The following is a 25,043-nucleotide window of genomic DNA, read 5'->3' as shown; positions in this document are numbered from 1 at the left end:
TCGGTGGCCCTGCCGATCATCCAGAAGGAGTTCAACCTCACTCCCGAGCTCGTGGGGCTCCTGCTCTCCGCCTTCTTCTGGACCTACGCCCTCATGCAGGTTCCAGTGGGCTGGCTCATCGACCGATTCGGCCCCCGCAAGGTCGTGACGGCATCCTGCATCGGCTGGGGCGCGGCAACTGCCGCCTCTGGGCTGGCGGGCAGCTTCCTCAGCATGTTCATCGCCCGTATGGGCATCGGCATCACGGAAGCCGGCGTCATGCCCGCGGGCGGCAAGCTCAATGCCCTCTGGATGCACTCAAAGGAGCGCGGACGCGGTGCCACGATCCTCGACGCGGGTGCGCCGCTCGGCGCGGGCGTCGGCGGCATCCTCATCACGTGGCTGATCGCGGCCGCGGGTGGATGGCGCGTCGCGTTCATCGTGGCGGGCATCGCGACCGTCATGCTCGGCGCGCTCATCTGGTGGTACGTGCGCGACAACCCGCGCCGGCACCGTGCTGTGAACGAGGCCGAGGCAGATTACATCGAGGCCTCCCACCGTGCCGAGGACGAGGCCGCACAGGCCACGGGCAGCACGTCCCGCCGCGGACTCCTGCCGTACCTCAGGTTCCGTTCGTTCTGGGCCATGTGCTTCGGCTGGCTCGGCTTCAACGGCGTGTTCTACGGCCTGCTCACCTGGGGGCCGCTGTATCTCGCGCAGGCCAAGGGCTTCAACCTGAACACCATCGGCTGGTCGACCTTCGTGATCTTCGGAGCCGGCTTCGTCGGCGAGATCATCGGGGGAACTCTCGCCGACCGACTCCGGGCCAAGGGCCACGGGGCGAACCTCGTCATGCGGTCGCTCCTCGGCGTCTCGAGCCTCATCGTGACCGGTGGCCTCGTCGGGGTGACCATCGTCGGCGACGCGATCACCGCCGTCGTGCTCCTCGCGGTGGTGCTGTTCTTCCTCCGGTGGGTCGGCCTCTTCTGGGCGGTGCCCGCTACGCTTGGCGGGCGGACCAACGCCGGTGTGCTCGGAGGAGCCATGAACTTGAGCGGCAACATCGCGGGCTTCGTGACCCCGATAGTGGTCGGCTTCATCGTGGGCGCCACGGGCGGATACACGTGGGCGCTGCTGTACTTCGTCGGCTCGGCGATCATCATGGGCCTCGCCGTTCTGACCCTCGACTACAGCAAGCGGCTTCCCGTGTAGCCCCTCATCGGCGGGTGCCGACAGCCGGTCGGCGCCCGCTCCCGTCTGCATGGTCGAATGGACCAGGACCGCATCGCTGCACACCGTCGCAGCCCGACCCGAGAGGGAATCATGGCACAGCCCGCCGAGGAGTCACAGCGCGAACGACCGCTGCGCGAGGTCATCCGGGACACGCTGCGCTCCCGCATCTTCGAGGGGCATTACGCGCCCGGAACCCGGCTCATCGAACGCGACCTCGCCTCCGAGTTCAACGTCTCCCGGCTCCCGGTGCGGGAAGCGCTGCGGATGCTGGCCCAGGAAGGGCTCCTCGCGGAGCGTGCCTCCCGTGGATCGGTCGTTGCCGGGCTCAGCGAGAAGGACGTGGATGATCTGTTCGACGTCCGGCTCTCCCTCGAGGTCCTGGCATGCCGCCTCGCAGCGCAGCGGGCCACGCCCGAGGACATCGAGCGGCTCGAGGCGCTCCTCGACCGCGCCACAGACGCCCTGGCGCGGGGGAGCATCAACGAGGCGCACCGCGAGAACAGCGAGTTCCACGATGAGGTCACCCGGATCGCCGACAACGGCTTCCTGCGGACCGCGCTTGAGCCGCTTCAGGGACGCATGCATTGGCTCTTCCGGCATGTCACAGATCTTCCGGAACTGGTCCAGGAGCATCGTGACCTGTTGGCGGCGATCGCGAGCGGGGACCCAGAGCGGGCTGCCGGGCAGTCAGCCCATCACATTGGCAAGTACAGAGAGCAATACCCCGACACCGTCTAGCCCTTCTTGCTGGACGCAAAAGGAATCACCTATGAGACTTCTCGTCGTCAATCCGAACATCAGCGATGACGTCACTGAACTGATCCGAGCCGAGGCGGAGCGGTCGGCGGCGCCGAGCACCGAACTCGTCGTGCGTACGGCCCCGCACGGCGTCGAATACATCGAGACGCGTTTCGAATCCCTCGTCGCTGCCGGGGCTGTGGCAGAGGTCATTGCCGAGCACTGCGCGGACGGCCACGGAGCCCATCGGATCGAAGGCGTCATTGTCGCTGCCTTCGGCGACCCGGGAATGCCGGCGCTCAAGGAACTCGTCGACGTTCCAGTTCTCGGCATCACGGAAGCCGCCCTTTGCGCCGCGGCGCTTCAAGGTCACCGCTTCTCGATCATCGCGATCTCCGATCGGATCACGGCGTGGTACCGCGAATGCGTCGAGCGCTTCGGCTTCGGCTCCCGCCTCGCTTCGATCCGTTCCATCAAGGAAGCCCTCCGCGGGATCGGCACGGTCCAGGATGACTTTCGGCCGACCTTGATCGAGCTGGCCCGGCTCGCCGTTGCCGAGGACGGGGCCGACGTCGTCATCCTCGCCGGTGCGCCGCTCGCAGGCCTGGCGCGAGACGTCGCCTCAGAAATCCCGGTGCCCGTCGTCGACGGGATCGCCGCAGGGGTTCGGCTGGCCGAAGCTGTGGTGGGCCTCGACAGCGGGGTGCACCGAGCGGGATCGTTCGCCGCACCGCCGCCCAAGCGCCGCGCGGGTCTGTCGCCTGCTCTCGATGCCGCCCTCGACGCGGCCCAGTTCGCTGGCCGCCCGAGCGCGATGCTCGCCGCGGAAGGAGGTGCGCTCTAATGGTCGATCTGGTCATCGCGAACGGCCTCGTTGTCAACGCCTCGGGCAGCCGGCCCGCGCACATTGTGGTCGACGGCGGCCGCGTCGCCGAGATCGTGGACGCCACCGAGGCGGTCCCGACAGCCGCGCGGATCATCGACGCCGCGGGGCGGGCGGTGATACCCGGTGGGGTCGACGCCCACTGCCACGTGGCGCAGGTGACCGGGCGCTTCCGGACGCTCGACGACTACGCCGTGACGTCGACCGCCGCCCTCTGGGGCGGTACCACGACGATCCTCGACTTCGGCATCCCCCGCGACGCGACCGAGACCCCGCTCGAGGCAGCCATGAACAAGCTGGCCCTCGCGCGGGAGGCACGCTGCGACGTCGCCCTCCACGCCTCGGTGATCACGTGGGACGAAACCGTCCCGGCGCAGCTCGAGGAGCTCGCCGAGCGCGGCATCCGCTCGGTCAAGCTCTACATGACGAACCGCGGCTCGACCATGGCGGACAACGACACCGTGCTCAAAGTGATGCGCGAGATGGTGCGGCTCGACGGGCTCACCTATGTGCACGCCGAGCACGACGCGATGGTCGTCGACTGCACCCAGGCGCACGCCGAGGCAGGGGAGATCGGGATCGAGCACCTCCACAAGACTCGCCCCGAGCTCGCCGAGGAGGCATCGGTGCGGGAGGTCCTCGCCATGGCCGAGTACACGCGGGCGCCCGTGTACTTCGTCCACCAGTCCACGCCCGGCGCCGTCGACCTCGTGACCCGCGCGCGCCGACGGGGACTTTCGATCCACTCCGAAACCTGCCCCCACTACCTCCTGCTCGACGACGGCGTGTACTCGTCGCGATACCCCGAGTGGTTCGCCTGCTGCCCGCCGATGCGCTCGCCGGAGACCGTCGCCGCGCTGCGCGAGCGGGTTGCGGATGGGGCAGTGCACACGGTCTCGAGCGACCACTCGTGCTACGACCTCTCTCAGAAGCGCGAGCGGAGGGACGACCTGCGCGAGATGCCGCATGGCCTGCCGGGGGTGGAGACACGCATGCCGGTGGCGTTCACAGCCCTGGCTGCTGCGTGGACCGGGGATGACGAGGGGCTGCTCGAGCGGTTCGCTGACCTGTTCTCCGCTGTCCCGTCGCGGATCAACGGGCTCTCGAGCAAGGGAATGATCGCGCCGGGCTACGACGCCGACCTCGTGGTGTTCGACCCCGCTGAGCTTCGGACAGTCAGCGGCGCCGCGCTCCACATGGGTACTGACTTCTCGCCGTTCGAGGGCCGGGAGCTCCGCGGGTGGCCCCGCGTGGTGATTTCCGGCGGACGGGTGGTCCTCGACGAGGACGGCTTCCATGATCCCGGTCCCGTGGGCCGCTTCATCCCCCGAGCCGGCTATCGGGAGGCCGCGGCCGCGCCGCCTCCCGCTGTCGCCTCGCTTGTCGCGACAGGCCCGCTGGCAACGACAGGGAAGGGCGCTTGACCATGGTGCACTCGACACGCCCCGCGCGTCTCGGGATGATCGTCCCGTCGTCCAACACGTGCCTCGAGCCGATGAGCTATCGGATTCTGGCGGACCGCGAAGACGTTACCCTGCACTCGACACGGATCGCCGTCACGCGGATCGCGCTCGACGCAGGTTCTGACCGCCAGTTCGACGTCGAGGGAATGCGTCGCGCCGCCCAGCTCCTGGCGATGGCGGATGTCGACGTGATCGCCTGGAACGGCACCTCGGGCTCTTGGCTGGGCCTGGACCACGACCGCGAGATCGTGGACGAGATCACCGCGGCCACCGGAATCCCGGCGACGACCTCGACCCTCGCCTACTTCGACGCGTTCCGGGAGTTCGGCATCAGCTCGGTCAGCCTCGTGACGCCCTACACCGACGACGTCAATGAGGAAATTGTTGAGCGGTATGCGACCGAAGGGATCCGAGTCGCTGCCCACCGCGCCCTCGGGCTGAGCGACAACGAGTCGTTCGGGAGGGTGGCCCCAGACGAGCTCGTCCCCGGATCGCTCGAACTCGCAGCCGGGCGTCCGGACGCGCTCGTCTACCTGTGCACAAACCTCTATGGAGCCCCCATCGTCGCGGAGATCGAGGCCCGAACCGGCGTTCCTGCCCTTGATTCGGTCGCTGTGACCCTGTGGCGGTGCCTGCAGCTCGCCGGGGCGCCCCTTCTGGATTCGCGCTGGGGCAAGCTCCTCGCGTGACCTTGCCCAACGGCAGGCGTCAAGGGCACAGGTTCCGGCCGTGCGCCCTTGACGCCATCACGGCCCAGGCGTAGACCGAAGGGGTCATCGGGCCCGCCCTGGCTGGGCACTGTATCGGGGCGGCCCCCCATTCTGGTCTCGGAACATCCCCTTGGAGCGGTCATGGGCACCGAGCGATTCGATGTGCTCCGCGAGCAGGTTCGCGGCCAGGTCATCGAAGAAGGAGACCCCGACTACGACGCGGGCCGCCGCGTCTACAACGGCATGGTCGACCGACGTCCCGCGGCGATCCTGCGGGTCTCACAGGTCGCCGACGTCCTGGCGGCGGTGCGGTTTGCCCGCGGCCTGGGCATCGACGTCGCTCTGCGCGGTGGCGGGCACAGCGCGCCGGGCTTTGGAACGGTCGACGACGGCCTGGTCCTCGATTTCTCGGCCCTCCGAGGAGTCCGCGTGGACCCGGCCGCGAGGACGGCCCGGGCGGAGGCGGGGGCGACGTGGGCGGACTACAACCATGCCACGCACGCCTTCGGCCTTGCGAGCACGGGCGGGATCATCGGTTCGACAGGCGTCGCCGGCCTGACGTTGGGCGGGGGAATCGGATATCTGGCGCGGAAGTACGGGCGCGCGTGCGACAACCTCCTTTCGGCGGATGTCGTTCTCGCCGACGGCACCTTCGTCACAGCGAGCGAGACCGAGAACGAGGATCTGTTCTGGGCCCTGCGCGGGGGAAGCGGCAACTTCGGGGTCGTGACGTCGTTCGAGTTCCGGGTGCACCGCGTGGACATGGTCCACGTGGGCATCATCTTCTTCGACGCCGCCCGCGGCGCCGAGGTCGGAGCCGTGTACAGGGATTGGATCGCCTCCCAGCCGGAGGAGATGGGCGCCTTCTTCGGCTTCCATCAGGGCCCGCCGGTGCCGTTCCTGCCGGAGGAATGGCACAGCAGGCCGGTGGCAGTGGTTGCAGGCATGTGGACGGGCGACGTCGACGAAGGGCCGGCGCACTGGCAGCCCATCCTGGACTCCGCTCCCGTGCTCGGATCGATGTTCTCTCCCATGCCGTATCCGGCACTCAACGTCATGTTCGACGGACTGAGCGGTGTCCCGGGGCTGCAGGGGTATTGGAAGGCTGATTTCCTTCGGACCCTGAGCGATGACGCGCTGCGGGTGGCGGTCCAATTCGCCCCCGGAATTCCAAGCGTGCATTCGGCCAATCACTATTACCCGATCAATGGCGCCGTCCACCGTGTTGCCAGGGACGCCACGGCCTTCCCGTACCGGGACGTCCAATTCGCGCCCGCCATCGCCGGGCAATGGCCAGACCCGGCCGACAACGCCGTCAATATCGCCTGGGTGCGCGATTATTGGTCGGCCCTGCACGAGTATGCGGAGCCCGGCGGGTACATCAACTTCCAGGACGCCGACGATCAATCCCGGATCGAGGACAACTATTCGGTGAACTACGCGCGGCTGGCGCAGGTCAAGGCGAAATACGATCCGGAGAACTTCTTCCACGTGAACCAGAACATCAAGCCGACCGCGCTCCCGGCGGGGGAGACCGCCGTCGTCACTCCACGGGAGGGGACGACCGCCGCGAAGCCGGTTCCGCCTGAGGGCGCGCCGCCGGAGGCTGCGCCGACGGCGTAGGCACCCCTACCGGGGCCGCACCCGCCACCCTGTGAGCGGTGTGCGGCCCGGGCGCAGGACCGTAAAGGGCAATCGAGCGGCTGGCCTGCGCGAGGGCCAGGAGCCGCAGAACCAGCTGCGAGTGCATGTGCATGCCCGCGGCGGCCTTCGTCACGAGGGTATCGAGATCCGCCGCGGAGGCGGCGTCGCCGACGTCCACGTGCGCGATGAGGTCAACCGCGCGGCTGTAGACCTCGAGTGCGTCCTCCGGCAGCGGGACGCCGAGCCTGGCCATCTCCTCGAGATGGTCATCGAGGGCGCCGCGTGCGGCAGTGGGGACATCCGGCCACCCCCGCAGGCGCACGACGGCGTTCCCCTCCTCCGTGCGCCCCGGAACGGGTTCGCCGAGCGCCTGCACCTCGCGCTGAAGGGCCTTCATGATCTCGACGCGGCTTGCGCCCCTGTCGACGAGCCCCACGATGGCGCGGATCTGTTCGACCCTCAGGCCGTTGACATTGCGCAGCGTCTGGATCGTGCGGATCCGCCTCACGTGGCCGTCGTCGTACTGGGCCCGTGTGGCGGTGACGAGCCGCCCCGCAGGCACGATCCCCTCGCGCAGGTAGTACTTGATGCTCGCGATCGGCATCCGTGTGATCTCGCTGAGCTCCTGGAGCCGCATGCCTTCCCCCATCATGATCTGCAGGCATTGGATAGCAGAATGAGCTGAATTTATCCGTATGGCGGAAGCAAGGATAGCCCGTGTATCTTCATCCCCGGACGGGGGGCCAAGCTTTGACCGAGGGAGCGCTGCAGATGGGGGGCGTTCCCTCGGCTCACGCCTGATCAGAAGAGCCCGTCAGATCAGAAGAGGCCTACCGGGCGCCCATCCTCATCGAGCCCCATCTTGAGGGCACCCGGATGCTTCGGCAGACCGGGCATCGTCATGAGCGAGCCCGTCACGGCCACAATGAAGCCTGCTCCCGTGCGGGGCCGCAATTCCCGTACATGCACGGTGAAGCCCTCAGGGGCGCCGAGGAGCGAGGCGTCGTCGGAGAACGAGTATTGGGTCTTGGCCATGCAGACCGGCAGATACTCCCATCCATTCTCGCGGATCTGGGCGAACTGCTTCCGGGCGCTGTCCGAGAATTCCACGTCCGCCCCGCCGTAGACCTCGCGGACGATTGTCCGGATCTTCTCGTCGAGGGGAACCTCGAGCGAGTAGAGAGGGGCGCAGGTCCCGGGCTCGTCGAGCGCGGCGAGGACGTTCCGCGCGAGGTCGTCCCCGCCGTCGCCCCCTCCGCCGCGTGCCCAGACGTCGGCGACAGCTGCCCGGACCCCGGTTGTTGCGCACCAGACGAGGAGTGCATCGAGCTCCTCGGCGGTGTCCGTCGTGAAGCGATTCACGGCGATCACGGGATCCAGGCCGAGCTTGCGGACGGTGGCGATGTGCCGGGCGAGGTTCGCCGTGCCGCGCTCGAGGGCCGCGACGTCGGGCTCGCCGAGGCGGTCCGCCGGCACGCCGCCGTGGAGCTTGAGCGCGCGAACCGTGGCCACGAGGACGACGGCAGAGGGCGCGACATCCGCGCACCTCGCCTTGATGTCCACGAACTTCTCGGCGCCCAAGTCGGCCCCGAATCCCGCCTCCGTCACGACGATCTCGGCGAGGCGGCGCGCGGTCGTCGTCGCGATCACGGAATTGCAGCCGTGCGCGATATTCGCGAAGGGGCCTCCGTGGACGAGGGCGGGCGTCCCCGCGAGCGTTTGGACGAGGTTCGGCTTGATCGCGTCCTTCAGAAGCATCGCCATGACACCCTGCGCCCCGAGGTCGGCAACGGTCACGGGCTTCCGGCCGTAGGTGTAGCCGAAGGTGATCCGCCCGAGCCGTTCGGTGAGGTCCGTGGCCGAGGACGCAAGGCAGAACACGGCCATGACCTCGGACGCGACCGTGATGTCGAAGCCGTCCTGCCGAGGGACTCCCTGCGCGGGACCGCCGAGGCCCACCACGATCTCCCTCAGGCTGCGGTCGTTCATGTCCATGACCCGCCGGAACGTGATCCTCCGCGGGTCGATGCCCAGCTCGTTGCCTTGGAAGATGTGGTTGTCGACCAGCGCGCAGAGTGCGTTGTTGGCGCTCGTGATCGCGTGGAAGTCTCCGGTGAAATGGAGGTTGATGTCGTCCATCGGGAGGACCTGCGAGCGGCCCCCGCCGGTCGCGCCGCCCTTCATGCCGAGCACGGGCCCCAGGCTCGGCTCGCGGATCGCCACCATCGTGCGCTTGCCCGCCCGGGCCAGGGAGTCGGCGAGGCCCACCGTCAGGGTTGACTTTCCCTCCCCGGCCGCCGTCGGCGACATCGCGGAGACGAGCACCACCTTGCCGCGCCCGAGCGCGGAAGGGAGGCGGCCCACGTCGACCTTCGCCTTGTAGCGGCCGTACAGCTCGAGCGCCTCGGCCGGGATGCCGGCGGACGCGGCGATCTCCTCGATGGGGCGGAGGGTGGCGGCCCGTGCGATGTCGAGATCGCTGGGCGTCGCTGCCGTGGCGCTCATGCGCCTCACCCTACCGCCGGATGCACCACCGCGTGAGTCCGAACCGCGCGACGGTAGGCGGCCCGCGTGGCCTCGGCGGTCTGCTCCCAGCCGAACCGCTGCGCGTAGATCGAGGCGGCACGTCCGAGGTCCACGCGGGTGGCGGGGTCGTCGTAGAGCTGCTCGAGGACGTCCGCCCATTCGACGGGGTCGTGGCCGTCCACGAGGAAGCCGGTCCGCCCGTCCGAGACAGCGCGCGGCAGCCCGCCAACCCGGGCGGCGACCACGGGCGTTCCGCAGGCCTGGGCCTCGAGCGCCACGAGCCCGAACGACTCCGAGAAGCTCGGCATCGCGACGACGTCCGCCGAACGGAACCACTCGGCCAGCACCCCGGCCGGCACGGGCGGGAGGCGGTGCACCACGCTCCCAAGGCCCTCCTCCTGTGCGAGCGCATCGAGATCGAGGCCCAGAGAGCCGCTCGGCGCCCCGATGATGCTCACCTCAAGCGGGATGTCCGGACGACGACGGCGCAGCTCGCCCGCCGCTGCGACGAGAACCTGCGGGCCCTTGAGCCGCTGGAGGCGGCCCGCGAAGAGGACGTGGAACGTCGATGCGGGGACTCCCGAGGCCACGCGCGATCGGGACCGGAACGCGGGCCGGAAAATGTCCAGGTCCACCCCCGGGCTCACCACGTCGATGCGGTCCTCATCCGCTCCGTAGTGCTTCACGAGTTCGTCCCTTTCCGCGGCGGTATTGGCGGTGAACCGCGCAGCGTTGTCCGCGATCAGCTGCTCGCCCCGTTCCCGCCACGTGGGCTCGGGGACGTCGCCGATCGCGAGGTGGCGGTTCTTGACGCGCGCCATCGTGTGCATGGTGTGGACGAGGGGGACGTCCCACTGGACGGCCGCCCGCAGCCCGGCGAGGCCCGAGACCCAGTAATGGCTGTGGACGACCCGCGGCAGGGCCGCCCCCTCCATCCGCTGCAGCAGCCGGTCGGCGAACTCCTCCGCGATCGGGGGCATCTGTTCCTTGGCGAGGCGGCGGCGAGGCCCGGCCTCGATGTGGTGGACGGTGACGCCCGGAGCAAGCAGGACGGTGTCGGGCTGCGAGGGATCGGTGGCCCGCGTGAAGATCTCGACCGTGAGCCCGTCGGCGGCCAACGCGCGGGCGAGGTGGCTGATATAGACGTTCATCCCCCCGGCATCGCCGGCACCGGGCTGTTCGAGGGGCGACGTGTGGAGGCTGATCATCGCCACACTGTTCTGCTCGGGGTGCTGCACGCATACAAGGCTACGGTTTCCGGGCGGTGCCCCTGCAGCGTGGTCGCAGGTTGTTGCAGGGCCGCCGGTAGACTGTCCGGCGTGACTTCCACCCCCGACCCAGCAACAGCGCGCCTTCCTGAGCGCGCCGCCGTCGTCGACCTCGAGGCCATCCGCCACAACGTCCGCGTCGTGCGGACGGTCGCGGAGCCGGCCCGCGTGATGGCAGTGGTGAAGGCGGACGCCTACGGTCACGGCGCAGTGCCCGTTGCGCGCGCGGCTTTGGAAGCTGGCGCGGCGTGGCTCGGTGTCGCCCACATCAGCGAGGCACTCACGCTGCGGGCCGCGGGCATCGAGGCGCCAACCCTTGCGTGGCTGCACACCGCGGACAGCAACTTCTCCGCCGCGGTGGGGGCCGGCGTGGACCTCGGCTGCTCCGGCTGGGAGCTGGGCCGCATCGTCGACGCCGCCCGGGAGCAGCAGCGCCCGGCACGAGTCCACCTCAAGATCGATACCGGGCTCGGCCGTAACGGCGTCACGCCGGACCGCTGGGAGCAGGTCCTCGACGAGGCCACCGAGTATCAGGACGCGGGCCTCCTGCGGGTCGTGGGCGTCTTCAGCCACCTTGCCGTTGCCGACGAGCCGGACCGGCCCGAGACGGACGTCCAGCTCGAGGTGTTCCGCGACGCTGTCGCGCTCGCCGAGGACGCCGGGTGCGATCTCGAGGTGCGGCACATCGCGAACTCGCCCGCGATCTTCTCCCGCCCGGACACCCACTTCGACCTGGTCCGCGCGGGGATCTCGATCTACGGGCTCTCGCCCTTCCCGGACCAATCCGCCCATGACCTCGGGCTGCGCCCAGCCATGACGCTGCGCACGCTCGTCTCCCAGGCCAAGCGCGTGCCCGCCGGCCAAGGCGTGAGCTACGGCCTCACGTACAGGACGCCGGGGGAGAGCGCCCTCGGGCTCATTCCGCTGGGCTACGCCGACGGCATCCCGCGGACGTCCAACGGGGGGCCGGTACGGATCGCCGGGACGACCTACCGCGTGGTGGGCCGAGTGGCGATGGACCAGATGGTCGTGGACCTCGGGCCCGCAGCAGACGTCGGGGCCATCGCGGGCAGCGAGGCCGTCCTGTTCGGCACGGGTGACGGCGGCGGACCGACCGCCGATGACTGGGCTCGCGCCGCGAACACGATCAACTACGAGATCGTCACTCGCATCAGCCAGCGGGTTCCCCGCATCCACGTCGACTCGCGTCCGGCCCTCCAGACGGAGTCCGCGGAGCAGGCCGTGGCGACGCATGCCGGAGGGGTCGCGTGAGCGGAGGCGGGAACGCTTCCGCGCCGGAGCCGCTGTGGGTGCTCCGAGCGCGGCCCACGACGGCGGCCGAGACGCAAGACCTCGGTGCAGCCCTCGGCAGGATCCTCGAAGCCGGCGACCTTGTGGTCCTCACGGGAAGCCTCGGTGCCGGGAAGACGACCTTCACCCAGGGCCTCGGTGCGGGGCTCGGCGTTCGCGCCGGGGTGATCTCGCCGACCTTCGTCCTCGTGCGGATCCACCCCAACCTGCCAGACGGCCCGCGGCCCGGCGGCCCGGATCTCGTCCACGTGGACGCCTACCGTCTCGAGGGCGAGGGCGAGATCGACGACCTCGACCTCGAGAACTGGACCGACACGTCCGTCACGGTGGTGGAATGGGGGCGCGGGCGGGTCGAGCACCTGGCCGAGTCCTGGCTCGACATCGAGCTCGAGCGGGGGCCCCTTCCCGTGTCGGGCGGTTCGGTGAGCGCTGACCCGCAGGTCGACTTCGATCCCGAAGGCAGCGAGGCGAGCGTCGACGAAGAGTACGACGACGACGAGCCGCGTTTCGTCGTCGTCCGCGGCTTTGGGCCGCGCTGGGCCGCGCCGCCCGCCCTGCCCGGATCTGAGGCCGCCGAGCTTCCGACGGGAGGCGGGCGATGATCCTGCTCGTCATCGACACTTCCGCCATCGCCTCGGCCGCGATCATCCGATGGCACGAGGACGGCTCGGACGCGGCGGTGCTTGCCCAGTTCGCCACGGAGGACACCAAGTCGCACGCGGAGGTTCTGGCCCCCGGTGTGCGGGCCCTCCTTGTGGAGCAGGAGCTCGGCGGGGCGGATGTGGACCGCGTCGTGGTGGGCGTCGGCCCGGGTCCGTTCACCGGCCTCCGCTCGGGCATCGCGACGGCCCGTGCTCTGGCCTTCGCATGGGGCACGCCGCTGTCGGGACTCATGAGCCTCGACGCGATGGCCTGGGACGTCCTGGCCGCAGCGGCGCCGTCGTCCGATTTCCTCGTGGCCACCGACGCGCGGCGCCGCGAGGTCTACTGGGCGAGGTATTCGGCGTCGGGCCTCCTCCTGGACGGCCCGCATGTCGCGTACCCCGACGCGCTGCCGCCGCTCCCCATCTACGGCGCCGGGGCAGGGATCTATCGGGACAGGCTCACGGAGGCGGGCGCCGTCGTCATGCCCTCGTTCGACCACGCTCAGCCGACAGCCGCCTCGCTCGGCCTCGCCGCCGTCGCACGCCTGGCGCGCGGCGAGGAACTCCTCGACACGGCGCCCCGCTACCTGCGGGAATCGGACGCGCAGGTGCCCGGGCCGCGGAAGCGGGCGCTGTAATGGCTCAACTCCCTCAGGGCGTGCGGCTCCGCGACATGACCGTGCACGACGTCCCCGCCGTGCACGCACTCGAGCGATCGCTGTTCCCGGCTGATGCGTGGCCAGCCCAGATGTTCCGGGACGAGCTCTCGCAGCCGCAGACGCGGCGCTACTACGTGGTCGAAGAGGCCAGCGGGGAACTCGACGAGAGCGTGGACGGCGGTGCGGCGCGGATCATCGGGTACGCCGGAGTCATGTGCGTCCCACCGATCGCGGACGTCCAGACGATCGCGGTCGTCCCCGAGCGTGAGGGGCGTGGCATCGGCTCGGCCGTGCTCACGGAGCTCATCGCGGAAGCTGCCCGGCGCGGGGCTCGGGACGTGCTGCTCGAGGTGAGGGAAGACAATCCGCGGGCACAGGCCCTGTACCGTCGCTTCGGCTTCGTGCACATCCACACGCGACGGCGCTACTACCGCGACGGGGTGAATGCGCTCATCATGCAGCTGCCGCTCACGCGGCCGGGGGAGGGAGACAAGTGAAGGAGCCCCTCGTTCTGGGGATCGAATCCTCCTGCGATGAGACCGGGGTCGGCATTGTGCGGGGCACAACGCTGCTCGCCAACACGGTGTCGTCCTCGATGGACGAGCACGTGCGCTTCGGGGGAGTGATTCCCGAGATCGCCTCGCGCGCGCACCTCGATGCGATCGTGCCCACGCTGAAGGAGGCCCTCGACACCGCCGGGGTCACGCTCGCCGAGGTCGATGCGCTCGCCGTCACGTCGGGGCCAGGCCTCGCCGGCGCGCTCATGGTCGGCGTGTGCGCCGCGAAGGCCCTCGCGGTCGCGACAGGCAAGCCGCTCTACGCCATCAACCACCTCGTGGCGCACGTCGGCGTGGGCTTGCTCGACGACGGCGTCTACGGCGGCTCGCTGCCCGACGACCTCGGTGCCCTGCTGGTCTCCGGGGGCCATACCGAGATCCTGCGTGTCCGGAACATCGCTGCCGACGTCGAGCTGCTCGGCTCGACGATCGACGACGCCGCCGGCGAGGCCTACGACAAAGTGGCCCGACTCCTCGGGCTCGGCTACCCCGGAGGGCCCGCCATCGACCGGATTGCGCCCACCGGCAACCCCGGCGCTTTCAGGTTCCCGCGCGGACTCACCCAGCCCAAGTACATGGGAAGCGCCGAGGCACCCGGGCCGCACCGCTACGACTGGTCGTTCTCGGGCCTCAAGACCGCCGTCGCCCGCTGCGTCGAGCAGCATGAGGCGGCCGGGAAGCCCGTCCCGGTGGCGGACATTGCGGCGTCCTTCCAAGAGGCCGTCGTGGACGTGGTGACTTCCAAGGCCGTGCTCGCCTGCCGCGAGCACGGGATCCGGAATCTCCTGCTCGGCGGGGGAGTTGCCGCGAACTCGCGCCTCCGCGAACTGACCGCCGAGCGCTGCGCCGAGGCCGGCATCTCGCTGGCCGTGCCGCCGTTCTCGCTCTGCACAGACAACGGCGCGATGGTCGCGGCCCTCGCCGCGCGGGTGATCATGGACGGCGGGTCGCCGAGCGACCTCGCGTTCGCGCCCGACTCGTCGCTCCCGGTGACGACCGTCTGCGCCTGATCCTTCCGCCCCCCGTTCCGCCGTCACGTTTACCGTGTAGATCTGACGGCGCAACGTGATGAGGAGCGGGATTAGGAGTCCGTAGCGCGCCTGCGCCGCCACGCGATGACCGCTTCGACGCCGGCATAGAGAACCGCAAGCACGACGACGGCGAGCGCCGCCTGCGCGTGCGACGTCACCGCCAGGACGACGGCGACCACAGCGAGGACGAACACGAGACGCCCAGGGGAGCGGCGCCGTCGTGCGGGACGCTCGCTCACGCGCCGTGGCCCTCCCGCATGAGCCGCGCCTCTTCGAGGACGACCTGGCGCAGGTTGCCTCCATGGGCCTCCGCCGTGCGGCGCTGCCTCTGATAGCCGGCGCCCCTGCGGACGATGCCCTCGATGTCGCGCAGCTCCCGCTCGCAGCCGAGGTCTCGCGCGACCGGCTCCAGCCGCTCGAGGGTCTCGGCGAGATGCTCGGTGACGAGCTTCTCGTTCCCGGCAGCGTCGAGGATGATGATCGCGTCGAGCCCGTAGCGGGCAGCACGCCACTTGTTTTCCTGGACGTGCCAGGGCGGCATGGTGGGGATCGTCCCGCCGTCGTCGAGGATCCGGGACGCCTCCTCGACGAGGCACTGCGTGAGCGCCCCGATCGCGCCGACCTCCTCGAGGGTGGAGAGTCCGTCGCACACGCGCATCTCAATCGTGCCGAGGCGTGGCACGGGCCGGATGTCCCAGCGGATCTCGCTGATGATGTCGATGACGCCGGTGGTCAGCATGTCGTCCACGTAGCGCTCGAAGCCCTTCCAGTCGGGGAACTGGAACGGCAGCCCAGCAGTCGGGAGCTGCTGGAACATGAGCGCCCGCTGGGAGGCGTACCCCGTGTCCTCGCCGCCCCAGTAGGGGCTCGAGGCGGACAGCGCCTGAAAGTGGGGGAAGTAGTTGACCAGCGCGTCGAGGACCGGCATGGCCTTCTCCCGGCGGTCGAGGCCAACATGCACGTGGACGCCGTAGATCACCATCTGCCGGCCCCACCATTGGGTCCGGTCGATGAGCTTCGCGTACCGCTCCTTGTCGGTGACGGGCTGGAGCCGAGGCTGGCTGAACGGGTGGCTGCCGGCAGAGAAAAGCTCCACCCCGATGTGGTCCGTGATGCCACGGACGGCGCTCATGGTCCGCGCGAGGTCCGCCTTCGTCTCTCCGACGGTCTCATGGACGTCCGTGACGATCTCGACCGTGTTCAGCAGGAGTTCCTGGTGGACTCGCGGGCAGTCGGCATTCAGCTCAGGGTGTTCCTCCGCGACGCGCCGCATGACTTCAGGGGCCGCCGAGACGAGCTCACCGTCGTGGCGATCCACGAGCGCGAGCTCCCATTCCATTCCGATCGTGGACTGCCTGGAGGCAGCGAAGTCGATCTCCATGTCCGCCCCCGCTTCTGGAGCTCAGGCTCCGGCCAGGCCGGCAGCATCCGTACAGAACGTGCCCAGTCTAGGGCAGGGGTGCTATCCACCGAGCCGGGAACCCCGGGCGAGGGGGGAGGCGTCCGTCACGCCCGGCCCCCATTTCCGCGCCGGGTCCGCACTTCCGCGCCGGATCCGCACCTCCGCGCCGGGTCCGGCGCGGAAGTGCGGGGTAGGGCGCCTCCTGCGGGGAAGGGCGTCCGACGGCGTTCCTCTCCCTCGCGTCCCATGCGGCCGGAGTTTTCCACATAGGGCATTCCACGAGGGCCGAAGCCCGCCACGATCGAGCACGATAGCGCTATGGAACCTCGAGTAGCGCTCGAAATCGTTGCGGGGCGGTGGCCCGGGCGACTCATCGCCTCGACAGCGGAACTGAAAGCTGTGGGTCTCGATGATCGCGTGCTCACCGCGTGTGTACGTGCCGGCGTGCTCCTCAGGGTGCGCCGAGGGGCCTATGCAGTGTCATCGTCATGGGCGCAGCTGAGCCCGTGGGACCAAGATGACTATCGCATCGACGCTCACGCTGCTGGTTCGCAGGGCAATCCCGTGTACAGCCACGCCTCGGCGGCTCGTCTTCATGGATTCGCGACCTGGAACGTTGGATCTCAGGTCCACGTTCTGACGAGTGCGGATTCCGGAGCCAGCCATGGCGCAGATGCTGTGGGGCACAGGGCAGCGCTTGGCGAGGATGAGACGGTCCGAGTGCGGACGCGCGGTGGCCGGGAGGTTCTTGCCACCTCTCCAGTCCGCACGGTGCTCGATTGTGCTCGCGCCTATCATCCGGAGGAGGCAGCCGTGATCGGAGACAGCGCCCTGCATTCGGGCTTGGCACTTGGCGATCTCACGGCCTCCCTTCAGTCTTCGCCGATCATTCGTGGCAGCGTGCGGGCCGCTCGCTTGCTGGGGTTGCTGGACGGTCGTGCCGAGTCCGCGGGCGAGACGCGCACCCGATTCCTTCTCTCGCGGCTCGGCGTCGAACCGCCCGAGGTCCAACATTGCATTGGGACGCCCTTTGGCATCTTCCGTGCCGACTACGCGTGGCCGCGCATCAAGGTCATCCTCGAATTCGACGGACGCGGGAAGTATTACGACTACCGCCCCACGGCAGAGGCGCTCCTCCTGGAGCGGCGGCGCGAGACTGCGCTCATGGATCTCGGATGGCGCGTCATCCGGCTCACATCGGCTGATCTGGAGCGCCCCGACCTCGTGGCGGAGCGTCTTGCAGCCGTCTTCGAGGCGGCGGCCTGACCCTCCGGTGACGAAGGCAGTCCCGCGCCGGGCCCGCACTTCCGCGCCGGGCCCGCACTTCCGCGCCGGACCCCGCACGGAAGTGCGGGGAAGGGCGCCCCGTGCGGGAAGGGCGCCCCGTGCGGGAAGGGCGCCCCGTGCGGGGGAGGGCGCCCCCTAGACCCTGTCCAGGATGGCCTTCACGTCGGCCTTGTCCGGAAGGCACCCGTAGCCGAGCGCCCGCTGTTCGCCGAGCCGGGCCGCGACGAAGGCCTCCGCGACGGACGATGGCGCGTGCCCCACGAGCAGGACGGCCTGGAGCGCCAGGGCGAGTTCCTCGGCGAGGCGGCGGGCCCACGGCTGCGCCTCCTCCGGCTCGTGCACGGCATCGGAGAGGAGGGACAGGGCCCGGCCAAGCTGGCGGTCGAGCGTCGGGTCGACGCCGCGCTGGGTCTCGAGCTCGTCCGCGAGGGCTTCGGCCGACGAGGGCTCGCGAGCGAGGGTCCGCAGGACGTCGAGGGCCACGACGTTGCCCGAGCCCTCCCAAATCGCCATGACGGGCTGCTCGCGATACCGCAGTGCGAGTGGAAAGTCCTCCGTGTAGCCGTTGCCGCCCAGGCACTCGAGCGCCTCGGCGGCATGTCCTGGCCCGCGCTTGCAGACCCAGAACTTTCCGACGGCGGTCGCGAGCCGCGCGAAGCTCCGCTCGCGGGAGGCGGCGTGCGGGCCCTGCGGTGTGCCGCCGTCGTCCGTCGCGGCGAGCCGCAGGCCGAGCGCGGTGGCGGCCTCGGCTTCGATCGCGAGGTCGGCGAGGACGGCGGCCATGGCTGGCTGGTCGATCAGCAGCCGTCCGAAGGCCCGGCGGTGGCGGGCGTGCCACACGGCCTCTGTCACCGCTTGTCGCATACCCGCCGCGCTCCCGAGGACGCAGTCGATCCTGGTCTCGTGGACCATCTCGATGATGGCCCGCACGCCCCGTCCAGGCTCGTCGATCCGCCATCCGAGCGTGTCCTCGAACTCCACCTCGGCGGACGCGTTGGACCGATTGCCCAGCTTCGACTTGAGCCGCACGATGCGGAACGTGTTCTTGGTGCCGTCGTCGAGAACTCGGGGGACCAGGAAGCACGAGAGGCCCGCGGACTCCTGGGCGAGCACCAGGAACGCGTCGCTCATCGGCGCCGAGCAGAACCACTTCTGGCCGGTGATTCGCGCTGTGCCGTCGCCCGTGTCGACTGCCCTGGTCGTGTTGGCCCTCACGTCGGAACCGCCTTGGCGCTCCGTCATGGCCATCCCCACGAGCACGCCCGGCTTCTCGGCGGGGCGGACGAGCCGCGGATCGTAGCCCGTGCCGTAGAGCAGCGGCAGCCAAGAGCGGCCGACGGCGTTCTCTCGGGCCAAGGCGGGCACGGCGGCGTGCGTCATCGAGACAGGGCACGCATGTCCAGGCTCGATCTGCGCGAACAGCATGAAGGCGGCAGCGCGCGCCACGTGGGCCCCAGGTCTGGGGTCCGCCCACGACGACGTGTGGGCCCCGTGCGCGATCGCGTCGCCGAGCACGCGGTGATACGAGGGGTGGTACTCGACTTCGTCTTGGCGCTCGCCGTACCGATCGAGGGCGTGAAGCAACGGAGGGTGCAGGTTCGCGAGCCGAGCCTGCTCGTGGAACTCCGCGGACCCGACGAGCCGCCCGACGGCTGCCAGGGCCCCCGACGCCCATCCGGCGCCGTACCGGCGGACGCCGTCGACGAGGGCCGCGTTCGCGGAGAACTCGTCGACCCCGACCCGCGGAGGAACCTGATTCGTCGAGGAGCCCGCCATGGGTCCATTGCACACCCGGCGCCTCGAGCCAGCCAGAGTCCGGGGGCAAGAGCTCGTGGCAACCCGATTAGCCTTGTCCTGTGCCGATCCTCAACAAAGACATGACCCTCTGCATCTCGCTCTCGGCCCGCCCGAGCAACAACGGGACGCGCTTCCACAACTTCCTGTACGAAGCGCTGGGCCTCAACTGGATCTACAAGGCTTTCGCCCCCACGAATCTCGAGCAGGCCATCGCTGGCGTGCGGGGGCTCGGCATCCGCGGCTGCGCCGTCTCGATGCCCTACAAGGAGGACGTCATCGCCCTCGTGGACGGCATGGACGCCTCGGCGAAGGCCATCGACTCGGTCAACACGATCGTCAACGACGGCGGGGTCCTCACGGCATACAACACGGACTACGCGGCGATCGAGCAGCTCATCCAGCGCACCGCGGACCGCGATGGCCTGCGGCCCGACTCGTCGGTGCTCCTCCGGGGCTCCGGCGGGATGGCCAAGGCCACCGCGGCCGCGTTCCGTGACGCCGGGTTCCGGAATGTGACGATTGTGGCCCGCAACGAGACGAGTGGCCGGGCTCTTGCCGAACTGTACGGCTTCGGCTGGCAGGCCGAGCTTGGAGACAGCGTCGCCGACGTCCTGGTCAACGTCACGCCCATCGGCATGGCCGGCGGCCCTGAGGCCGACTCGCTGTCCTTTCCCCGTGAGGCGGTTGGAGCAGCGCGCCTGGTGTTCGACGTCGTCGCCCTCCCCGCCGAGACGCCACTCATCATCGCGGCGCGCGCCGCGGGGAAGCCGGTGATCAGCGGCGCGGAGGTCATGACGATCCAGGCGCTGGAGCAGTTCGTGCTCTACACAGGCATTCGGCCCACCGACGAGCAGGTGCGCGCGGCGGAGGAGTTCATGCGCGCTGGCTAGGCGGGCTCGACGACAGCGGCCACCCGGTCCTCGCCGATCCGTGTCAGCACGAGGGTTGCCCGCTTGTGCGGCGCCTTTCGCGCCGGCTTGCCGAGGCCGGCCATGAGCAGCTTGCGGAGCTCATCGGGCGCAACGGCCACGCCGCGCTTCTTGATGTCGAGCGTGGTGATGCCCTCGTCGCGAACCCACTGGCGCAGCGCCCGCACGTTGTAGTGGCGCACGTCGAGAACCTTGTAGGCGCGGGCGAAGGGGGTCGAAACGAGGTCCGGGGCGCAGATGTAGGCGATGTGCGGATCGAGCAGGTGCCCGCCCAAGCGGTCCGCGAGCTCGGCGACGAGGCCCGAGCGGATCACGGCTCCGTCCGGCTCGTAGAGGAAGCCCTCGAGCGGTCCGAGCTCGGGCTGCACGCCTTCGCCGAAGTCGGTTTCCGCGACGAGCTCCGCCACCGAATCGTCGGCGAGCACGAGGGCCGCGCGACGAATGGTGGGGCGCTTGAGCGCGTTGAAGTACAGGGCGACCTCGGTGACGTCACCCTCGACCGAGACCCACTGTGCCTCGCACCCGTCTGGCACGGAAGCGTGCGGGATCCCGGGCCCGAGCTTGACCCCGACGGGCAGGCCTTCGTCGGCGAGCCCCGACGCGAAGCTCAGCGGCGGGGAGAAGTCCTCGGGGTCCCACAGGCGTGTGGTGCCGGACGTCGTCGTCGTGCGCCGCGCGGGATCCAGCCACACGCCGTCGATCCCCTCGAGCGGGACCGACTGGGCATCCGCGTGGACGACGCGCGCCTGGGGGAAGGGCATGAGGTTGATGGTGGCGCAGGCCGCGGTCGTCTCATCGAGTTCGACAGCGGTCACTTCCAGATCGAGGGAGGCCATCGCCATGGCGTCCGCGCCCAGGCCACAGCCGAGATCCGCGACGTGGCGGACGCCGGCGTCGACGAAGCGGCGCGCGTGGCGGGCGGCGACGCTGAGCCGCGTGGCCTGCTCGAGTCCCGCCCGCGTGAAGAGCATGTGGCCCGAGAACTCGCCGAACTTGGCCTCCGCCTTGACGCGGAGGCGTGCCTGGCTCAGCACGGCGGAGACGAGCTCGGGGGAGTGGCCGGCCTTGCGCAGCCGGGCGCTGATGGCCAGGGCGTCCTCCTCGCGATACGGGCCAAGCGAGTTGAGGAGGGCCCACCCTTCGGCGGTGAGCAGGGGCGCGAGCTGCTCGGAGGCGGAGGGGTCCTGGGGCATGGATCAAGCCTAGTTCACGGCCGCATGGCGCCCGCCGGGAGCCGCGAATCTGGTTATGGTGGAGGCATGGAGACGACGCCAGCAGATGCTTCGCCGACCGCCAGCCACGGGGATTTCTCCCGCTACACCCGACCCTTGCTCATTCTCGGCATCGTTGTCGCAGTCGTCTCGGCGGTCCTCCTCCTCGTGGTCCTCGGCCTCGATGCCTTTACCGCCACCGTGTACTCGGTGGGCGGCAAGAGCATCGACGACTCGACTCCCGAGGCCCAGGCGCTCCGGGACCAGTACCTCGGTGGCAAGATCGCCGCCATCGTTGGCCTCGTGGTGGGCGGGGTCTTCCTCGTGGGCTCACTCCTCGTCATGTACTTCAACCGCTCGCGCGGGGGCGACGACGGCGACGACCTGAGCTTCGACGAGCTCGCCGGCGAATAGCCCGCCGGGGAATATTCACCGCGACACGGGCCCTCACTTGGCACTCGCCTTGACCGAGTGCCAGCCGCTCAATAGAGTCATGGGTAGCACTCGTCATGTGTGAGTGCTAACTGTCCAGGCACGCTCCGGCACCCGCGACGACGGTTGCATGCCCGGCTGAGGATTTCCGTGACCCGTTCATGAAAAGGAGAGATCCGTGTCGGTCTCCATCAAGCCCCTCGAGGACCGTATTGTCGTCAAGCCGCTCGAAGCGGAGCAGACCACCGCTTCGGGCCTCGTGATCCCGGACACCGCCAAGGAGAAGCCGCAGGAAGGCGAAGTTGTCGCTGTCGGCCCCGGCCGCGTTGACGACAACGGCAACCGCGTCCCCGTCGATGTGACTGTCGGCGACGTTGTCCTCTACTCGAAGTACGGCGGCACCGAGGTCAAGACGGGCGGCTCCGAGTACCTCGTACTCTCGGCCCGCGACGTCCTCGCCATCGTCGTCAAGTAAGTCCGCGCCGAGCAGGACTTCAACGGCAGCACCCCGGTCGACGCGGCCGGGGTGCTTCCCTTGGACCCAAGGAGAAGCGAATGGCAAAGCAGCTCGCATTCAATCAGGACGCCCGCAAGGCACTCGAGGCCGGCGTCGACAAGCTCGCCGACACCGTCAAGGTGACCCTCGGCCCGCGTGGCCGCAACGTCGTCCTTGACAAGAAGTGGGGCGCGCCGACCATCACGAACGATGGCGTGACCATCGCCCGTGAGGTCGAGCTCGACGATCCCTACGAGAACCTTGGCGCCCAGCTCGCCAAGGAAGTCGCCACCAAGACGAATGATGTCGCCGGCGACGGCACCACGACCGCGACCGTGCTCGCCCAGGCGCTCGTCAAGGAGGGCCTCCGCAACGTGGCCGCCGGCGCTGCCCCGGGTGAGATCAAGCGCGGCATCGAGGCGGCCGTCGAGGCCGTCGCGACCCGCCTCGGCGAGAATGCCCAGGAGGTCTCGGGCAAGCAGGTGGCCAACGTGGCCGCCATCTCGGCCCAGTCGGACGAGATCGGCGAGCTCCTCGCCGAGGCCTTCGAGAAGGTCGGCCAGGACGGCGTCATCACGATCGAGGAGTCCTCGACGACGCAGACCGAGCTCGTGCTCACCGAGGGCATGCAGTTCGACAAGGGCTACCTGTCGCCGTACTTCGTGACCGATGCCGAGCGTCAGGAAGCTGTCCTCGAGGACGCCCTGATCCTCATCAACCAGGGCAAGATCTCCTCGCTGCAGGACTTCCTCCCGCTCCTCGAGAAGACGCTCCAGGCGTCGAAGCCGCTCTTCATCATCGCCGAGGACATCGAGGGCGAGGCCCTGTCCACGCTGATCGTCAACAAGATTCGCGGCACGCTCAACGCCGTCGCGGTCAAGGCTCCTGGCTTCGGCGACCGCCGCAAGGCCATGCTCCAGGACATCGCGACCCTCACGGGCGCCCAGGTCATCTCCCCGGAGGTCGGCCTGAGCCTCGACCAGGTCGGCCTTGAGCAGCTGGGCACGGCGCGCCGCATCACCGTGACCAAGGACACGACGACGATCGTCGACGGCGCCGGTTCTGCAGAGGATGTTGCCGCTCGGGTTGCGCAGCTCCGCGCTGAGCTCACCCGGACCGATTCGGACTGGGACCGTGAGAAGCTCCAGGAGCGCCTCGCCAAGCTCGCCGGTGGCATCGGCGTCATCAAGGTCGGCGCGGCCACCGAGGTGGAGCTCAAGGAGAAGAAGCACCGCATTGAGGACGCCGTGTCCTCGACCCGTGCCGCCCTCGAGGAGGGCATCGTGGCCGGTGGCGGCTCCGCCCTCGTCCACGCCGTGCGCGCCCTCGAGGAGGACGAGACGGTCAAGGCGCTCTCCGGCGAGTCCGCCGTCGGCGTGGGGATCGTGCGCCGCGCGCTCGTCCAGCCGCTGCGCTGGATCGCGCAGAACGCCGGCTTCGACGGCCACGTCGTGGCCGCTCGGGTCGAAGAGGCCGAGGTGAACCACGGCTTCAACGCGAAGACGGGCGAGTACGAGGACCTTATCGCGGCCGGTGTCATCGACCCGGTCAAGGTGACCCGCTCGGCTCTGCGCAACGCGGCATCCATCGCGGCTCTCGTCCTCACGACCGAGACGCTCGTGGCGGACAAGCCCTCCGACGAGGACCACGCAGGCCACAGCCACTAGGAGCGCCAGCCCCCGGTTGCGCCGTCACCTCTGCAGGGTTCCGCACCCAGCAGAGGTGACGGCGCAACTTTTTTTGGCGGCACGGGCCGCAAGCGGTGGCGGATGAACACTAGGGCAGGTTCGCCGCGGGACAACCGTGCCGGCTGCCCTCGCCTAGCTGCGGCGCCCGAGACCGGATCTCGGCCGGCCAGCGGACCGGATGTCTCTTCCCTTGGGGGTCAGCGTGCGGTACACGAGCAGGACGACGATTCCCGCGGTCACGATCCCTGCGAGATTGAGCGAGAGCTGCAGCGCTGAGCCGGCGGCTCTCGCCTGCTCGCCCAGAACGAGCGCGACGGCGACGTACCCTGCAGCGGGCACCGTGGTGACGGAGATGAAGACCCCCACGAGCACGGCCGACTTGTTGCCGATGAGCGAGATCATTCCGACGGCCCCGGCGATGACCGCAACGATGAACGAATATGGGCCAGGGTGGTAGATGAATTCGACGGCGGAGTCTACGGTCTTTGCGGTCTCCGGCGTGTAGAGGCCGAGTGGAACGCTGACGGCCGCCGCCAGGGCCACGCTCGCCATCGCGATGGGGAAGCCGACGAGCAGGGCGAGGGCGGCTTGCCGGGCGAGCCGCCAACGCCGTTCCACGAGCGCGTACGCGAGGGCGGCGAGGGGCCCGAACTCCGGCCCGACGACCATGGCACCGACAATGGCGATCGAGGAATTCGTCACAATTCCGATTCCCGCGAGATGAGTTGCGGCGACGAGGAACGCGAGGAACTGCCATGTGAGGCGCGAATCCGAGCCAGTACGCTGCTCGAGCTCGTCCCAGATCACGGCGTCCGCACTATCGCCGGGAGCCGCCTCCTCGGCGTCCTCGACGGCCTTTCCGACAGCCAAATCGGGAGTCCATACCGTCACGGTTCCCTCATCCGGCACCCCCAGGACCTTGAGCTGGTCGAGGAGCTGCCCGACGGACTCGCGCGCCGCGTGGATCACGACGATGTCGCCCGGCGGCTCCGTGGAGGCCTTCGGGTAGACGGCGACTTCTGCCACGCCCGGTTCGCCCCTGCACAAGCTGAGGACCTCGGCCGTCAACTCCGTTGCGGTACGGACGCGGATCACCATCATGGGACGCCGATCCTTTTCTGTGGAGTTCATACGGGGGATTCACGCCATTCACAA

Annotated in this window: 24 protein-coding genes; 16 read left to right on the top strand and 8 right to left on the bottom strand. The window is 69.4% G+C overall.

Annotated elements, in window-relative coordinates:
* From ACTHL9_RS10340 to ACTHL9_RS10315, 6 genes are all read left to right on the top strand, one after another.
* A partial coding sequence (locus tag ACTHL9_RS10340; RefSeq protein ID WP_440518877.1) for an MFS transporter occupies positions 1-1,191 on the top strand: 1,191 nt, incomplete at its 5' end.
* Between the two features lie 111 nt (positions 1,192-1,302).
* Complete coding sequence (locus tag ACTHL9_RS10335; protein WP_440518875.1) at positions 1,303-1,950, top strand: GntR family transcriptional regulator; 648 nt, start codon at positions 1,303-1,305, stop codon at positions 1,948-1,950.
* 31 nt (positions 1,951-1,981) lie between these two features.
* Entirely contained in the window at positions 1,982-2,794 is an 813-nt protein-coding gene (locus tag ACTHL9_RS10330; protein WP_440518874.1) for an aspartate/glutamate racemase family protein, read from the top strand.
* Complete coding sequence (locus ACTHL9_RS10325; RefSeq protein ID WP_440518872.1) at positions 2,794-4,257, top strand: amidohydrolase family protein; 1,464 nt, start codon at positions 2,794-2,796, stop codon at positions 4,255-4,257. The genes ACTHL9_RS10330 and ACTHL9_RS10325 overlap by 1 nt, the downstream gene beginning before the upstream one ends.
* A 2-nt stretch (positions 4,258-4,259) precedes the next feature.
* Positions 4,260-4,985: a maleate cis-trans isomerase family protein gene (locus ACTHL9_RS10320; RefSeq protein WP_440518870.1), complete on the top strand. Its 726-nt coding sequence runs from the start codon at positions 4,260-4,262 to the stop codon at positions 4,983-4,985.
* Between the two features lie 162 nt (positions 4,986-5,147).
* Entirely contained in the window at positions 5,148-6,629 is a 1,482-nt protein-coding gene (locus tag ACTHL9_RS10315; protein ID WP_440518868.1) for an FAD-binding oxidoreductase, read from the top strand.
* On the opposite strand, the gene ACTHL9_RS10310 is transcribed toward ACTHL9_RS10315, so the two are convergent.
* From ACTHL9_RS10310 to mshA, 3 genes are all read right to left on the bottom strand, one after another.
* Positions 6,550-7,287 (bottom strand): MerR family transcriptional regulator, encoded by a 738-nt coding sequence (locus ACTHL9_RS10310; protein WP_440518867.1) that lies wholly within the window; start codon positions 7,285-7,287, stop codon positions 6,550-6,552. The two genes, ACTHL9_RS10315 and ACTHL9_RS10310, sit on opposite strands and share 80 nt — an antisense overlap.
* A gap of 182 nt (positions 7,288-7,469) precedes the next feature.
* Positions 7,470-9,155 (bottom strand): formate--tetrahydrofolate ligase, encoded by a 1,686-nt coding sequence (locus ACTHL9_RS10305; RefSeq protein WP_440518866.1) that lies wholly within the window; start codon positions 9,153-9,155, stop codon positions 7,470-7,472.
* Between the two features lie 5 nt (positions 9,156-9,160).
* Positions 9,161-10,384 (bottom strand): D-inositol-3-phosphate glycosyltransferase, encoded by a 1,224-nt coding sequence (gene mshA / locus ACTHL9_RS10300; protein ID WP_440518883.1) that lies wholly within the window; start codon positions 10,382-10,384, stop codon positions 9,161-9,163.
* 111 nt (positions 10,385-10,495) lie between these two features.
* Between mshA and alr the strand changes: the two genes are divergently transcribed.
* From alr to tsaD, 5 genes are read left to right on the top strand one after another with little or no spacing between them, the layout of a single operon-like run.
* Positions 10,496-11,716: an alanine racemase gene (gene alr, locus ACTHL9_RS10295; protein ID WP_440518864.1), complete on the top strand. Its 1,221-nt coding sequence runs from the start codon at positions 10,496-10,498 to the stop codon at positions 11,714-11,716.
* Positions 11,713-12,357 carry a tRNA (adenosine(37)-N6)-threonylcarbamoyltransferase complex ATPase subunit type 1 TsaE gene (gene tsaE / locus ACTHL9_RS10290; RefSeq protein WP_440518863.1) on the top strand — a complete coding sequence of 215 codons (645 nt, stop codon included), beginning with the start codon at positions 11,713-11,715 and terminating at the stop codon, positions 12,355-12,357. The genes alr and tsaE overlap by 4 nt, the downstream gene beginning before the upstream one ends.
* Positions 12,354-13,037 carry a tRNA (adenosine(37)-N6)-threonylcarbamoyltransferase complex dimerization subunit type 1 TsaB gene (gene tsaB / locus ACTHL9_RS10285; RefSeq protein ID WP_440518862.1) on the top strand — a complete coding sequence of 228 codons (684 nt, stop codon included), beginning with the start codon at positions 12,354-12,356 and terminating at the stop codon, positions 13,035-13,037. The genes tsaE and tsaB overlap by 4 nt, the downstream gene beginning before the upstream one ends.
* A complete protein-coding gene (gene rimI / locus ACTHL9_RS10280; RefSeq protein ID WP_440518861.1) occupies positions 13,037-13,555 on the top strand; it encodes a ribosomal protein S18-alanine N-acetyltransferase in 519 nt (172 codons plus the stop codon). The genes tsaB and rimI overlap by 1 nt, the downstream gene beginning before the upstream one ends.
* On the top strand, positions 13,552-14,625 hold the full coding sequence (gene tsaD / locus ACTHL9_RS10275) for a tRNA (adenosine(37)-N6)-threonylcarbamoyltransferase complex transferase subunit TsaD (RefSeq protein ID WP_440518860.1): 1,074 nt from the start codon (positions 13,552-13,554) through the stop codon (positions 14,623-14,625). The genes rimI and tsaD overlap by 4 nt, the downstream gene beginning before the upstream one ends.
* Positions 14,626-14,696: 71 nt before the next feature.
* Here tsaD and ACTHL9_RS10270 read toward each other — a convergent pair whose 3' ends face one another.
* Positions 14,697-14,885, bottom strand: coding sequence for a hypothetical protein (locus tag ACTHL9_RS10270; RefSeq protein ID WP_440518858.1), 189 nt, complete (start codon positions 14,883-14,885; stop codon positions 14,697-14,699).
* Positions 14,882-16,027, bottom strand: a complete 1,146-nt coding sequence (locus ACTHL9_RS10265) for a glutamate--cysteine ligase (RefSeq protein WP_440518857.1) — start codon at positions 16,025-16,027, stop codon at positions 14,882-14,884. Before ACTHL9_RS10265 ends, ACTHL9_RS10270 begins: the two co-directional genes overlap by 4 nt.
* A gap of 834 nt (positions 16,028-16,861) precedes the next feature.
* Here ACTHL9_RS10265 and ACTHL9_RS10260 point away from each other — a divergent pair.
* Positions 16,862-17,314, top strand: a complete 453-nt coding sequence (locus ACTHL9_RS10260; protein WP_440518855.1) for an endonuclease domain-containing protein — start codon at positions 16,862-16,864, stop codon at positions 17,312-17,314.
* A gap of 156 nt (positions 17,315-17,470) precedes the next feature.
* On the opposite strand, the gene ACTHL9_RS10255 is transcribed toward ACTHL9_RS10260, so the two are convergent.
* Positions 17,471-19,111 carry an acyl-CoA dehydrogenase family protein gene (locus ACTHL9_RS10255; protein ID WP_440518853.1) on the bottom strand — a complete coding sequence of 547 codons (1,641 nt, stop codon included), beginning with the start codon at positions 19,109-19,111 and terminating at the stop codon, positions 17,471-17,473.
* 80 nt (positions 19,112-19,191) lie between these two features.
* On the opposite strand from ACTHL9_RS10255, the gene ACTHL9_RS10250 reads away from it, so the two are divergent.
* The gene (locus ACTHL9_RS10250) at positions 19,192-20,022 is read left to right on the top strand and encodes a shikimate 5-dehydrogenase (protein ID WP_440518851.1); all 831 of its coding nucleotides are present in this window, start codon (positions 19,192-19,194) and stop codon (positions 20,020-20,022) included.
* On the opposite strand, the gene ACTHL9_RS10245 is transcribed toward ACTHL9_RS10250, so the two are convergent.
* On the bottom strand, positions 20,019-21,254 hold the full coding sequence (locus tag ACTHL9_RS10245) for a THUMP-like domain-containing protein (RefSeq protein WP_440518850.1): 1,236 nt from the start codon (positions 21,252-21,254) through the stop codon (positions 20,019-20,021). The two genes, ACTHL9_RS10250 and ACTHL9_RS10245, sit on opposite strands and share 4 nt — an antisense overlap.
* Positions 21,255-21,320: 66 nt before the next feature.
* Between ACTHL9_RS10245 and ACTHL9_RS10240 the strand changes: the two genes are divergently transcribed.
* From ACTHL9_RS10240 to groL, 3 genes are all read left to right on the top strand, one after another.
* Positions 21,321-21,686, top strand: coding sequence for a hypothetical protein (locus ACTHL9_RS10240; protein ID WP_440518849.1), 366 nt, complete (start codon positions 21,321-21,323; stop codon positions 21,684-21,686).
* Between the two features lie 196 nt (positions 21,687-21,882).
* The gene (groES, locus tag ACTHL9_RS10235) at positions 21,883-22,179 is read left to right on the top strand and encodes a co-chaperone GroES (RefSeq protein ID WP_043120020.1); all 297 of its coding nucleotides are present in this window, start codon (positions 21,883-21,885) and stop codon (positions 22,177-22,179) included.
* An 80-nt stretch (positions 22,180-22,259) separates the two neighbouring features.
* Positions 22,260-23,867 carry a chaperonin GroEL gene (gene groL / locus ACTHL9_RS10230; RefSeq protein ID WP_440518847.1) on the top strand — a complete coding sequence of 536 codons (1,608 nt, stop codon included), beginning with the start codon at positions 22,260-22,262 and terminating at the stop codon, positions 23,865-23,867.
* 153 nt (positions 23,868-24,020) lie between these two features.
* Here the strand turns inward: groL and ACTHL9_RS10225 are convergent, their stop codons facing one another.
* Entirely contained in the window at positions 24,021-25,019 is a 999-nt protein-coding gene (locus ACTHL9_RS10225; RefSeq protein ID WP_440518845.1) for a DUF389 domain-containing protein, read from the bottom strand.
* Between the last annotated feature and the right edge of the window lie 24 nt (positions 25,020-25,043).

It is taken from the genome of Sinomonas sp. (assembly GCF_051955515.1).
GTDB lineage: Bacteria > Actinomycetota > Actinomycetes > Actinomycetales > Micrococcaceae > Sinomonas.
The sequence above is the reverse complement of the archived record's forward strand: the minus strand, read 5'-3'. Positions and strand labels throughout refer to the sequence as shown.

What these genes read in the sequence shown, in the direction of transcription:
- ACTHL9_RS10335 (WP_440518875.1), top strand. Translation starts at nt 1,303, where the DNA reads ATGGCACAGCCCGCCGAGGAGTCACAGCGCGAACGACCGCTGCGCGAG.
- ACTHL9_RS10330 (WP_440518874.1), top strand. Translation starts at nt 1,982, where the DNA reads ATGAGACTTCTCGTCGTCAATCCGAACATCAGCGATGACGTCACTGAA.
- ACTHL9_RS10325 (WP_440518872.1), top strand. Translation starts at nt 2,794, where the DNA reads ATGGTCGATCTGGTCATCGCGAACGGCCTCGTTGTCAACGCCTCGGGC.
- ACTHL9_RS10320 (WP_440518870.1), top strand. Translation starts at nt 4,260, where the DNA reads ATGGTGCACTCGACACGCCCCGCGCGTCTCGGGATGATCGTCCCGTCG.
- ACTHL9_RS10315 (WP_440518868.1), top strand. Translation starts at nt 5,148, where the DNA reads ATGGGCACCGAGCGATTCGATGTGCTCCGCGAGCAGGTTCGCGGCCAG.
- ACTHL9_RS10310 (WP_440518867.1), bottom strand. Translation starts at nt 7,287, where the DNA reads ATGCGGCTCCAGGAGCTCAGCGAGATCACACGGATGCCGATCGCGAGC.
- ACTHL9_RS10305 (WP_440518866.1), bottom strand. Translation starts at nt 9,155, where the DNA reads ATGAGCGCCACGGCAGCGACGCCCAGCGATCTCGACATCGCACGGGCC.
- mshA (WP_440518883.1), bottom strand. Translation starts at nt 10,384, where the DNA reads ATGATCAGCCTCCACACGTCGCCCCTCGAACAGCCCGGTGCCGGCGAT.
- tsaB (WP_440518862.1), top strand. Translation starts at nt 12,354, where the DNA reads ATGATCCTGCTCGTCATCGACACTTCCGCCATCGCCTCGGCCGCGATC.
- rimI (WP_440518861.1), top strand. Translation starts at nt 13,037, where the DNA reads ATGGCTCAACTCCCTCAGGGCGTGCGGCTCCGCGACATGACCGTGCAC.
- ACTHL9_RS10265 (WP_440518857.1), bottom strand. Translation starts at nt 16,027, where the DNA reads ATGGAGATCGACTTCGCTGCCTCCAGGCAGTCCACGATCGGAATGGAA.
- ACTHL9_RS10255 (WP_440518853.1), bottom strand. Translation starts at nt 19,111, where the DNA reads ATGGCGGGCTCCTCGACGAATCAGGTTCCTCCGCGGGTCGGGGTCGAC.
- ACTHL9_RS10245 (WP_440518850.1), bottom strand. Translation starts at nt 21,254, where the DNA reads ATGCCCCAGGACCCCTCCGCCTCCGAGCAGCTCGCGCCCCTGCTCACC.
- ACTHL9_RS10240 (WP_440518849.1), top strand. Translation starts at nt 21,321, where the DNA reads ATGGAGACGACGCCAGCAGATGCTTCGCCGACCGCCAGCCACGGGGAT.
- groL (WP_440518847.1), top strand. Translation starts at nt 22,260, where the DNA reads ATGGCAAAGCAGCTCGCATTCAATCAGGACGCCCGCAAGGCACTCGAG.
- ACTHL9_RS10225 (WP_440518845.1), bottom strand. Translation starts at nt 25,019, where the DNA reads ATGAACTCCACAGAAAAGGATCGGCGTCCCATGATGGTGATCCGCGTC.